The sequence below is a fragment of the Massilia sp. CFBP9026 genome, assembly GCF_034045165.1.
GTDB lineage: Bacteria > Pseudomonadota > Gammaproteobacteria > Burkholderiales > Burkholderiaceae_D > Telluria > Telluria arenae.
This window is the reverse complement of the sequence record NZ_JAXCWH010000020.1, coordinates 1-11,477: the sequence shown is the minus strand read 5'-3', so window position 1 is coordinate 11,477 and position 11,477 is coordinate 1. Positions and strand designations below refer to the sequence as shown.

Below are 11,477 nucleotides of genomic sequence, written 5' to 3'. Positions count from 1 at the left end.
TCCCACCCCTTCCCATCCCGAACAGGACCGTGAAACGACTTTGCGCCGATGATAGTGCTGCAACCAGTGTGAAAGTAGGTTATCGTCAGGCTAGTTATATAGAAAAAGCCCGCTCAATGATTTGAGCGGGCTTTTTTGCATTCTGAATTACGGTCCGGATCGCGCTTTCCGCAACCTATCCGGCCTGTATGCAGTTCAGCGCTTGCCCTCCCAGGCAGAAGAAATCCGATGAGTTCCCTTTCTGGCCCCGCGGCGCCAAGCGGCTGTTCTTCTCGAGCACTGTGAATAAGGAAATCGACGCCATTCACCAGACCAGCGAACAGGTGCTGTCGCTTGCGCCGATCGACGACAAGCCGATCGTCATGCTCATCAACAAACCGAAGGACGCGACCGCGGTCGGTGTCGATTTCGGCGCCTTCAACAAAGACCGGAAGACAAGGGAGTTCGTGAGCGGGCTTTATCCGAAAGCAAAAAGAATCATTGTCGATTCCGACCACCAGGTTCAGCGTCAGAATCCTGCTGAGGTGATCGACGCAATCAGGAAAATCATCGCCACACCGGCGCCAGGAGAATAAGGCTCAGGCATCGGTGAGGTGGTCGACATCATCATCCGCGAAGTCGTCACCTTCCCGCCATTCCAGAATGTCGCCTGGTTGGCACGCGAGCTTCTCGCAAATCTTCTCAAGGGTCGAAAACCGGATCCCTCTCACTTTTCCCGACTTCAGCAACGAAAGATTCTGTTCCGTAATTCCAATATAACTGGCCAGCTCTTTAGATTTCAACTTGCGTTTGGCGAGCATCACGTCGAGATTGATGATAATGGCCATCAGATAAAGCCCTCGTTCTCTTCGCTCAAACGACGGCCCTCATGCATCACGCCGGCGATCAAGTAAAAGAGACTGCAAACGAGGATCAGTAACAATTCGCTCGAATTGACATCGACAGAGATCGGATAGCTCTGACCGTTACCCAGCAGGTTGAACGCAAGGTCCCGAACCGGTTTTTCCAGGGTAAACAGCACGATTGCCAGGAGGATTGCCCCTGCAGATGCGCGCAGGCGCGCAATGGTATCGACTGCAAATATCCGACCTTGCTGGAAGCGCCTCAAGGTCTGGCCCAGCCGGATAAAACCGAACGTCAGTGCCCCAAGTCCTGGCAGCCCAATCAGAACCCCCATGATTTTCTGAGAGACGGATAACTCGTTCACCAAGCCCTCTCTCATCCCCTCGGGGTCGAGTTGAATATGCATGGGTCCAAGTTCTAATGGCATCGGCACGATCCAGGGAAGCAGGAAAAATACAATTTGAATCGACAGAAAGGCTAGCAAGAGCCATCTAATAAAACTGCAAAGGCGAAACAATGGCGACAGCTGCATCTGGTGAGAATCGATCTTATCCATGGATCGCCTATACCCTTCCACACGCGCCGCAACAATTTTATTGATGTGGCAATTGTTATTGTACTTCAGCAAATTTCTCTTGTGTTGCTCTGCTTTCACTCGAGAAAGGACAGTTGAGCTTAACCAGTATTTGTTCTTACTGTCAAACAATAAGAACTTACTGCTTGACAGTGTTTTTTCCGCGTCGTAGACTTTATTTGTATTTACGATAACCAATAGTCCCTAGCAAGGTTGTCAGGGCCGATCGATGCGCTGGAATGGCCAATTGTGACACCTGACTCATCATATCGATGGAGGAACAACATGCAAGCATCCGATCTCGCCGTTGATGATTTTTCGATTGAAGCACTGGAGAGCCGCTTCGAGATGGAAGCAATGGTCGAACCACCGCCAGAGACAGACTGGAAGTCGACCTGCACCTATGCAGGGCTCTTTGGAAACTGGGAGTAGGCGACCTTCGAGCCAAGTACTCCACGATCTCAATGCAAGCTCTGGTGTATCAACATAGCGGAACGGCCGGGCCACCATGTCGCATCAAGACACGTCGATCCCTTTGTTGAAAGGGAACATCACCATCGCCGCCTATGAGGATATTGACTCAGAATCAGCGCAGCAGTATCTCCTCACGCTTGGTGACAATTACTTTTTGATCTCGGTCAAAGCCAGGGCACTCATCCTCGCCTTGCTGCGCAGCCCAGGAACGCAACAACAATTGGAGAGCGATTTCGCTGCAGAAGCCGGTATGCGCGTTCCTGCGGCGACACTTATCACGCTCGCGAAACACACCTTGCCGCCGGCCCTGTTTCGCGACACGCCGCTGCCGCTGGTGAGGAAACCGTTCATCGTCAGCGCAACTGTCATCGCCCCGCGCTACGCCGCGCGCGTGGCTGCCTCGCTTGCCTGGCTGTTCAAGCCTCGGTGCGTCATGCCCATCGTTGCCTTGTTCGTGCTAATTCACGCGATGGTCCTGCCGGACGCGTTGCACATCGCGCACAGCGCGTGGACAGTTCCGCAAACATGCATTCTGGTCTTGCTGTTCCTGGCAAGCGGCATGTTCCACGAATGCGGCCATCTCGCTGCCTGTCGCTATTTCCGGTGCGACCACGGCGGCATCGGATTCGGGCTCTATCTTGTTTTTCCGGTGTGGTACGCGGACGTGACCCAAGCCTGGCAATTGCAGCGCCGCCAGCGGGCCGTCGTCGATCTCGGCGGCGTGTATTTCCAGGCGCTCTTCCTGATTGCCGTCGATGTGGTTGCCCTTGTCAGCGGCAATCCCGTCGCTTTCAAACTTGCCTGGCTGGTTACGTTTGCCATGCTGTTGACGCTGAATCCCGTCTTCAAGTTTGACGGTTACTGGCTGCTGTCGGACCTGAGCGGTTTGCACAATCTTCACCGGCAGGTGCGTCAGTCAATCACCATCCTGGTCGCGCGGGCGCTACGTAAGCAAAGCGCGTCCAGGCCTCCATTACAGGCGACGATCCTGCACGCGTATCTGTTGTTGAGCACATGTTACTTCGTCTATATAGGCCTGTTCCTGGCACGCGAACTTTCGTCGACGGCGGTCTTTTTTGCGTCGATGACCGGCGCCGGCTGGCAGGAATCGATCTCTCTGGATGGAATGGGCTGGGCAGAAGCCGCATCGGCCGTAGGTCATGGTCTTGCAATATTGGTATGGCCGTTCATGATCATGCTAGCCAGCATGTTCTTTTTGAACCGGCTCCGTTTGGGGATGCACGTGATCGTGTCCAGCATTCGCGCGGCCCGCACGCTGCCTTCTCGTCGTCACTCCACTTAGGGGACTCCGATGTTTTCGCGTATGAGCACGCTTGTCCAACCTGCCTTGTGCCGCCAGGGGGCACAGGCACCAACCAACAGACCGCCCGACACGGAGCAACTCATCCAGCAGACGGCGGCTGGAATGGCGTATTACCTTGGTTTGAGCAATGAGGATGCAACACTGCGTGCCCAAGCCGCATGCGAACGGCGTCAACGCCGACATGGCGGGCAGCCCTTCAGCGATGGTCCGGTGGCGCCACGCGATCAGGCCATGAAACATATCCAGGCGGCGCTCAACAAGAACGGCTCGTGCCTGATGGCATTGCCGTTCAGTGGAGCGGCACTGGAACTCTTGCATGAGATCGCGTCCGAGGGAAGCTTGCCATTGATCCTGATCGAGAGCCAAGCGCTCGCCAAATTATCATGGATCCTCGGCACGACTATCACTGACTTGCCGCGTTGCCAGACCCACGAGGTCATTAAACACGTCAAGATCCAGGTCGCCCAACCCCAGGCGGTCGTCTACGTCAGCTTTCCCGAGCTGCATTCCTTGACGGCGGGGACGACGGCGAGCACGAGCTTCCTCGGCAAGGCGTGCCGGTTCTCGGTACTCGACCCTTTATTGTGCCGGTATGGCATCAAAACACTGCTCACGATCGGTTACTTCCCGGCCACCGCCAGCGTCGGTCCGGAACTTGTCAGCTGCGATGCGCCGGCCATCGGCCCGGAGGGAAACAGCCAGGCCATGACGACGCTGTTGCGCTGGCTGCTGGGACACTTGCAGGTATCGGCTTCGGTCGCGCCGGACGATACGCTCTCCTGGCATCACCTGTATCGGGCAAGCGAACATTGCTACCAGATCGAGCGGCACAATCGGATCGAGCAGCTGGAAGCCTACTTCAAGGCCTGGAAACGTTCGCCCGGCGGCATGCCCGAGGCGCTCTCCCGCATCGCAGCGGCGCGCGTGGCCGCGCTGCGCAATGCGAGCTGAATCCGGTGGAGGGATGACCAAATGGCTTACTTCCCGGAACTGGTCGTGCGATGCAGAATCGCTGCCGCACGCGCTCGCTTATTTCTGTCGAGTGGCGAGGCTGCCGCCATGCTGGAAAAACGCATCGACCACTCGATCCGTACGGTATTTCCCGACATTTCGGCGGCGGCGGCGCATGACCTGTATGTGCGCCACTGGGTGTCGATGCGCAAGTTCGCGCTTATCAAGCAGTACCTGACGTCGCTGCAGGCCGACGAGCTCAATGCCTTCCTCGACCGTTATGTCCGGGTCGAAGGACGCGAGCATCTCGATGCCGTCGTGGAAAGCGAAGCACCTGTCATCTTCGTAACGCCTCATTACGGCAATTTTGCAGCGGGTTGCCTGAAGCTGATCAAGGAAATCGGACACCGTAAAACCATCAACGCCTTCTACAACCCACCCTTGAAGAGCCGTACTTCGCAGGGTTTCGAAGAATTGTTCCACCGCCTGGGATACGGTTATCACGCGCTGTTCAACGACGATACCGCAGTGCTGAAAGCCCTGCGGGTGCTCAAGCGCGGCGAAGCGTTGACGATGATGCCTGACGTGTTCGACATTACCGGGCATGTATTGTATGTGCCATTCTTCGGCCGCCTGATCCCGGCCATGGCCGGCACGGCGCTGTTCGCAATCAAGGGCCGGGCCAACGTCATCGTCGGCTATAACTGTCCGGGAGCCGGATTGGCCTCTACCCTCAAGCTGGGCGCACCGATCCATTACGAAAGGACTGGCGATGTCGAGACTGACCTCCCGCTGCTGACAGCCGCTATCTTCAGCGAACTGGAAAGGCAGATCCGGGCAGCGCCAGAGCACTGGATGTACCTGCCGAAGATGGGTGATTTGCTGGCCGACCGTCTCCCGGTGGATGCGACCGCACACGCCGAATGGATGGGCAAGCTCGACAATGCCACTCGCCAGTTCGCGTCGGTTTTACCTGAATGGCCGGACATCATGGATGAGCTCAAATCGATACCGCTCGACGTCGGGGACGGGGCCGGACACGTGGCAAGCTCGAAAACAAGGCCGCATACTCAGTCGCAGACAGGTGATGGTCAGGACACTCCTACAGCGCGCCGACCACTTGTCCTATAGAGGCGCTCACCCGTGGGGCGCATGATGAAATTTCTTGTTCAGCAAAGCGGAGGATCGCGATGAAGTCGAAAGAGAAGGTCAAGGGCGTAGACAACCGTGCACGCGGTAGCGCAAAACCAAAAACCTTGATGGTGGCCGAGGGCAGCCTGCAGTCCAGGGCGCCCGGTTACGTCATGCCGGGCGGGCTCGACACGCCTTTCCCGAGGGGGAACACAGGATCCATGCAATCGGATTCGACCGGACGCGGCCAGCGCGTCGGCGCCGGTTCGCAGGCCGGCGGATGGAGCGCCCGCCAGCAGGCCCAGCGCATGCAGGCGCGCGGCGAGCAGGACCGCCTCGGCGAATCGCGGCAGTCCGGTGGCGGCATGGAGCAGTACCAGCCGTCTTCGGACTCCGGCAGCAAACAAAAAGGCTGACACATCAGGACCTCGACCGTCCACGAATACCACCGACCCGGGCAATGCTCGGGTTTTTTCTTATCGGCGTAGGACGCACGGTGTGCCAGCCCACTGCCAGCCCGCTTGAATCTGGTGCACAATGCCTCTAACGACATTGCCATTTCATCCATAGGAGAAGCATGAACGAACAGGTCGCACGCAACGTCGTGCTGGTGCGCTCGATTGAATACGCCGATGTTGCCCACACGGTCCTGAGCGACGACGATCGCATGTACGCCACCCGCAGCGCGCGCGAGCTGGCTGCCTGGCAGGCGGCTGACAGTCATATCGCGGTGAGCCAGCATCACTTCCTGCAGCAACGCGCGGAGCAAATCCTCAAGCGCCTGGGCGAACGCACGCCGGCCTTTGGCGCCTTCGCCCGCCGCGCCCCCGGCATGAGCGGCATCTGGATCGCGCTGCCATTCCTGGCCTTCTTGCTCGGCGCCGCGCTCGACCGCATCGCCGATCCGCACCGCGTCGACCTGCTGTCGGCGCCGCTACTGGCGATCGTCGGCTGGAACCTGTTCGTCTATCTCGGCCTGCTGGTCTGGGCCATTGTGCCGGCCGCACGCCGGGGCAAAAGCGGCGTGCCACTGCTGCGCCGCCTGAGCGTCGGCAAGGCGGTCGCGCCGCGCAAGCTGCCAACCGCGCTGGCCGAAGGCGTCGCCCACTACCTGGCCGATTGGGCGGTGCTGAGCGAGCCGCTCACGCGCGCCCGCCTGGCGCGCACCTTCCACCTGGCGGCGGCCGGTTTCGCGCTCGGCGCCGTCGCCTCGCTGTATGCGCGCGGCCTGCTCACCGAGTACGTCACCGGATGGGAGAGCACCTTCCTCGATGCGCAGCAGGTGCACACGCTGCTGTCATGGCTGTTCACGCCGGCGCTGGCCGTGTTCCCGTTCTTGCAGGGCTTCTCGCCCGCCGAGATCGAGCAGCTGCGCTTCGGCGGCGCCGCCGGCTTGCCGGTCGGCGACCGCTGGGTCCATCTGTACGGCGCGACCTTGCTGCTGCTGGTGATCCTGCCGCGCGTGGTGCTGGCACTGGTCGCGGGCGTGCGCGCAGGCCGCCTGAAGCGCAACTTCCCGATCGATCTCGACCAGCCTTATTACCGCAAGCTCGCCGACAGCATCGGCGCCGGTACGCCGGCCGTGCTGCGCGTGATCCCCTATAGCTACACGCTCGACGAACCGCGCGACCGCGGCCTGTGGGCGATCGCCGCCGCGGCCCTGGGCGGACAGACGCGGGTGCAGTTGCTGCCGCCGATCGGCTATGGCGTCGAGCTCAAGGACGCCTTGCGCGACACGACCTTGAAAGAAGCCGGCATCACCGTGACCACGGTGCTGTTCAGCCTTGCCGCCACGCCCGAAAAGGAAAACCACGGCGCACTGCTCGACTACCTGGTCAAGCGGGTGCCGCGCGGCGTAGCCGTGCTGCTCGACGAGTCGCCGCTGCTCGAGCGCATCGGCGAGCAGGTGGGCAGCGAGCGCGTCGCCGAACGCCACGCCCTGTGGCGCCAGTTCTGCAGCTTCCATGGCACCTCGGCCCACGTCGTCAATCTGCTTCAGCCCGACAAGCATCCGCTTGAACTGGGCGCGGGCCTCGCCTTGCCGGAGTTGCGATGATCACGCCCGCAAAAATCCAGTTCGCACTGGTCTCGCACACCAATAACGGCAAGACCACGCTGGCGCGCACCCTGGTCGGCATGGACGTCGGCGAGATCCGCGACGCCGCCCACGTGACCCAGATCTCGGAGGGTTACCCGCTCCTGAACACCGAAGAGGGCGACTCGCTCGTGCTGTGGGACACCCCGGGCTTCGGCGACTCGGTGCGCCTGCACAAGCGTCTCGCGCTGGCCGGCAATCCGATCGGCTGGTTCCTGCGCGAGGTGTTCGACCGCTACCGCGACCGCCCGTTCTGGCTCAGCCAGCAGGCGCTGCGCGCGGCCAGGGAGGAGGCGGACGTCGTGCTCTACCTGGTCAACTCGTCCGAATCGCCGCAGGATGCCGGCTACCTGCCGTCCGAGATGAAGATCCTCGAGTGGCTGGGCAAGCCGGTGGTCGTGCTGCTCAACCAGGTCGGCCCACCACGTCCGGCGCACGAGGAGCAAGCCGAACCCAAACGCTGGAAGCAGCACCTGGCGCAATACCAGGTGGTGAAGGAAGTGCTGCCGCTGGACGCCTTCGCCCGCTGCTGGGTGCATGAACACGTGTTCTATGAATCGGTGGCGGGCCTGATTGCAGAGGAAAAACGACCCGCCTATACACGCCTGCTGGCCGCATGGGCCGAGCGTAACCGCGTGCGTTACGCGAGCGCGCTGAACATGAGCGCCGAGCAGATCGCGGCGGCGGCGCGCGACAGCGAGCCGCTGGGCGAAGAACGAGGGGGCATGCTGCGTACCGCATTGAAGGCGGTCGGCATCGGCAAGGACGAGCAGCGCCGCCAGGATCTCGCGATGGCTGCGCTGGTGCAGCGCCTGAACGACGGCATCAACCACGCGACCGCGCGCATGCTGTCGCTGTACCGCATCGATCCCGGACAAGCGGTGAACGTCAACGCGCGCGTGCGCGAGAACTTCGCGGTGCGTGCGCCGGTGGACAAGGCGCAGGCCGGGCTGCTCGGCGCGGTGGTGTCGGGAGCGGCCACCGGTTTGTCGGCGGACGCGATGGTCGGCGGACTGACCCTGGGCGCGGGCGCGCTGCTGGGCGCGATCGCCGGCGGCATCACGGCGGCCGGCGCGGCCTGGGGTTTCAACCAGGGTACGGACCGCAACCAGGCCAATGTGAAGTTCGCCAATCCGTTCCTGCAAACGCTGTTGGCCAGTGCCATGCTGCGCTACCTGGCGGTGGCGCACTTCGGAAGAGGACGGGGCAATTATGTGGAAAGCGAGGCGCCGCCGTTCTGGCAGGCCGAGGCCGAGCAGGCGCTGAACGGCGTCGGCATCAACGGGGACCGCCTGTGGCAGGCGGTGCGCGAAGCGCCGGACCTGGGCGCCGCCACCAGGCTGGTCGAGGCGGTGCTGGTGCCGGCGGTGACGGCGACGCTCGAGCGCCTGTATCCCGATGCCGTGCTGCCGGGCGCGCCGGCGCAGGCAGCGCCGGCAACGCCGACATTGGACAAGGACGCAGTTACTGGAACTGGTACTGGGCGCTGACGCCCAGGATCCAGTTGCGGCCCGGGGCCGCTTCGTAATAGCGGCGGTTGGTGTCGCCCACGATGACGGAACCCACGTAATCACGGTCGAACAGATTGTTCAGGCGCGCGAACTGACGCAGCTTCCAACCGCCCAGCTGCTGGCTCGCCTGCACGCGGGCGTTGACGATCGCATAGCCCGGCGCCGGCGTGGCGCTGTTGGTGTCTTCCGCGTACACCTTGCTGTTGGCGATGGTCTCGAGCGCCGCGCCATAACGGCCGGCCGCTTCCTTCCAGCCGAATTCACCGTAGAAGCTGGTCTTCGGCAGGCCGGGCAGGCGGCTGCCTTTCGGCACCGCGCCAAAGGCTTCGTCATAGACCGCGTGCAGCATGCTCAGGGCCAGGCGCGCATTCCAGCCGGCGCCGAGTTCTGCGTCCACCGACAACTCGCCGCCCTGGCGCAGGGTGGCGCTGGCATTGCGGTAGCTGGTGCGTCCGCCCGACGAGGCGTCGACCACGAGCTCGTCCTTCGTCTTCACCTGGAACACGGCGGCGTTGAGGCGCACGCCGCTCGCCACCATGGCTTTCACGCCGGCTTCGAGATGGGTGCCGATGGCCGGTTCGAGCGCGAAGTTGAAGCCGCCGCCCGTGCCTGAATAAAACGATTCGTTCATCGTCGGCGTTTCGAAGCCGCGCGCCGCGCTGGCGTACACGTTGAGGGTCGGCGAGACCTTATAGAGCACGCCCACCAGCGGCGTCGTGTGGCGGAAGTCGGCGCCGCCGCTATCGTCGCCATTGGACAGGAACTTGTCCTTGACGTCGAAGTCCACGCGGCTATGGCGCACGCCGCCGCTCAGCACCCAGCGGTCGCGTTCCCACTCCAGCTGCACGTAAGGATCGACGCTGGTCACTTCGTTCTGTTCGTCGCGCCGCAAGTTGCCCTTCACCCCGAAGGTATCGCCGACGAAGTTCTCGAAGCCCTGGCGCGCATCCTTCGAGCGCGCCAATTCCAGGCCGGCCGTGGCGCGCATGGTGCCGCCGGCGACCTGGCGCACCGCGCGCCAGTTGGCGTCGATGCCGTAGAAGTCGCGGTCGAAGTCGATCACGCCGCCCGAGTGGCTGTTCGGCGCCTGGAAGCCGCGCGAGAACGACTGGTACTGGATGACGCGGCGGTTGCCGCCGTAGGCGGTCACCTGCAGGCGGTCGGCGCCGAATTTCTGTTCATACGTCGCACCGAACTGCTGGTGATCGATGCTCTTGCGCGTGTCGTAGCGATCGGCCAGCGTGCGCTGGGGCGTCTGCGTATCGGTGGTATCGATCTCGCCCGCGCGCGGGTCGCGCTGATAAGTGGCCCAGGTGACGCCGAGCGGGTCTTGCGTATCGTCCTGGCGCAGGCCGCTCGCGGTCAGCACCAGGCGGCTGGTGGACGAAGGTTCGACGACCAGCTTGGCGTAGGCCTGCTTGCGCGTCGCGGCGCTGTGGTCGCGATAGCCGTCGGTCTCGAAGCGCGAGGCATCGAGCAGGTAGCCGATGCCGCCGCTGCGGCCGGAGGCATTGGTGTCGAACTTGCGCTGGCCATAGCTGCCGCCGGTGAAGCTGGCTTCGACCGTGGGCGCATTGGTCGGTTCGCGTGTAAAGAGCTGGACTACGCCACCGGAATGGTTGCCATATAAGGCGGACATCGGGCCGCGCAGTACTTCAATGCGCTCGGCGAGATCCAGGTTGAAAGTCGCGGCCTGGCCCTGGCCGTCGGGCATGGTGGCCGGGATGCCGTCCGCCACCAGGCGCACGCCGCGCACGCCGAAGGCGGAGCGGGTGCCGAAGCCGCGCGAAGAGATCTGCAGGTCTTGCGCATAGTTCTCGCGATTGCGCACCACGATGCCCGGCACGGCGACCAGGGCTTCGGACGCATTGACGCGCAGCTGGGTGTCGCCGATCTGCGCCGCATCGACCACGTCGACCGAGGCAGGCAGGTCGAAACTCGTGTGTTCGGCGCGGGTGCCGCTCACCACGACCACGTTCATTGGGTCGCGAATCTCTTCGGCGAGGACTGCCAGGGGCCAGCAGGCGCAAACGGCGGCGATCGCCGTGCGGCGCAAGACGGTGTGCTTCATTCTTTCTCCATGGGTGCGTAGCAAGCGCGCGAGGGTAGGGGCCTTGCCAATCAGCCAAGGAATATACCTTGCAACGGAGTATTACGTGCGCACGGAAACAATCCAGCAAAATCATGGCTAACTGAAATAGCTGAAACATGCTTCGCATAGGGTCTTGCGGAACCCTGTCGAGGTTTGCTATAGTTCGCCTCCGCTTCGGCATGACCGAAAAATGTTAACGTAATCAAGCGGTTACGGTAGCAAGATCGGCAGAGAAATCTGAGACGAAGCGAAATGAGGGGTTGACGAAAAACGAAAAACACTTCATACTCTCTTTCCTCTGCTGCTGACGAACACAACGATTCGAAGCAAACAGCAGATGATGCAGCACCGAATAAAGTTCTTTAAAAATTAACAGTCGATAAGTGTGGGCGTTTGATGAAGGTGCCAAGAACTTCGGTTCTTGATTACTTAAATTATCAAATGTTCACAAAAAAGAAATACGTTGTCTCAGCAATGAGATG

Annotated in this window: 11 protein-coding genes and 1 rRNA gene; 9 read left to right on the top strand and 3 right to left on the bottom strand. The window is 61.6% G+C overall.

Annotated elements, in window-relative coordinates; all coding sequences use genetic code 11:
• Both rrf and SOM28_RS26205 read left to right on the top strand, forming a co-directional pair.
• Positions 1–91, top strand: a 5S ribosomal RNA gene (gene rrf / locus SOM28_RS26370); the annotation flags it as partial.
• A gap of 97 nt (positions 92–188) precedes the next feature.
• Positions 189–575: a hypothetical protein gene (locus tag SOM28_RS26205; protein WP_320469954.1), complete on the top strand. Its 387-nt coding sequence runs from the start codon at positions 189–191 to the stop codon at positions 573–575.
• Between the two features lie 3 nt (positions 576–578).
• On the opposite strand, the gene SOM28_RS26200 is transcribed toward SOM28_RS26205, so the two are convergent.
• Both SOM28_RS26200 and SOM28_RS26195 read right to left on the bottom strand, forming a co-directional pair.
• Positions 579–827 carry a helix-turn-helix domain-containing protein gene (locus SOM28_RS26200; RefSeq protein ID WP_320469953.1) on the bottom strand — a complete coding sequence of 83 codons (249 nt, stop codon included), beginning with the start codon at positions 825–827 and terminating at the stop codon, positions 579–581.
• Positions 827–1,399, bottom strand: a complete 573-nt coding sequence (locus SOM28_RS26195; RefSeq protein ID WP_320469952.1) for a DUF2975 domain-containing protein — start codon at positions 1,397–1,399, stop codon at positions 827–829. The genes SOM28_RS26200 and SOM28_RS26195 overlap by 1 nt, the downstream gene beginning before the upstream one ends.
• Before the next feature lie 303 nt (positions 1,400–1,702).
• Here SOM28_RS26195 and SOM28_RS26190 point away from each other — a divergent pair, with 303 nt between their 5' ends.
• From SOM28_RS26190 to SOM28_RS26160, 7 genes are all read left to right on the top strand, one after another.
• Positions 1,703–1,849 (top strand): hypothetical protein, encoded by a 147-nt coding sequence (locus SOM28_RS26190; RefSeq protein WP_183407527.1) that lies wholly within the window; start codon positions 1,703–1,705, stop codon positions 1,847–1,849.
• A 76-nt stretch (positions 1,850–1,925) separates the two neighbouring features.
• Positions 1,926–3,194: a hypothetical protein gene (locus tag SOM28_RS26185; protein WP_320469951.1), complete on the top strand. Its 1,269-nt coding sequence runs from the start codon at positions 1,926–1,928 to the stop codon at positions 3,192–3,194.
• Between the two features lie 252 nt (positions 3,195–3,446).
• Positions 3,447–4,166, top strand: coding sequence for a hypothetical protein (locus tag SOM28_RS26180; protein WP_320469950.1), 720 nt, complete (start codon positions 3,447–3,449; stop codon positions 4,164–4,166).
• Positions 4,167–4,187: 21 nt separating this feature from the next.
• The gene (locus tag SOM28_RS26175; protein WP_320469949.1) at positions 4,188–5,297 is read left to right on the top strand and encodes a lysophospholipid acyltransferase family protein; all 1,110 of its coding nucleotides are present in this window, start codon (positions 4,188–4,190) and stop codon (positions 5,295–5,297) included.
• 59 nt (positions 5,298–5,356) lie between these two features.
• Positions 5,357–5,713 carry a hypothetical protein gene (locus SOM28_RS26170; protein WP_229415106.1) on the top strand — a complete coding sequence of 119 codons (357 nt, stop codon included), beginning with the start codon at positions 5,357–5,359 and terminating at the stop codon, positions 5,711–5,713.
• A 161-nt stretch (positions 5,714–5,874) separates the two neighbouring features.
• Positions 5,875–7,353, top strand: coding sequence for a DUF2868 domain-containing protein (locus SOM28_RS26165; RefSeq protein ID WP_320469948.1), 1,479 nt, complete (start codon positions 5,875–5,877; stop codon positions 7,351–7,353).
• Positions 7,350–8,882 (top strand): DUF3482 domain-containing protein, encoded by a 1,533-nt coding sequence (locus SOM28_RS26160; protein ID WP_123072344.1) that lies wholly within the window; start codon positions 7,350–7,352, stop codon positions 8,880–8,882. The genes SOM28_RS26165 and SOM28_RS26160 overlap by 4 nt, the downstream gene beginning before the upstream one ends.
• Here SOM28_RS26160 and SOM28_RS26155 read toward each other — a convergent pair.
• Entirely contained in the window at positions 8,857–10,974 is a 2,118-nt protein-coding gene (locus SOM28_RS26155; RefSeq protein ID WP_320469947.1) for a TonB-dependent receptor family protein, read from the bottom strand. The two genes, SOM28_RS26160 and SOM28_RS26155, sit on opposite strands and share 26 nt — an antisense overlap.
• Positions 10,975–11,477 lie beyond the last annotated feature (503 nt).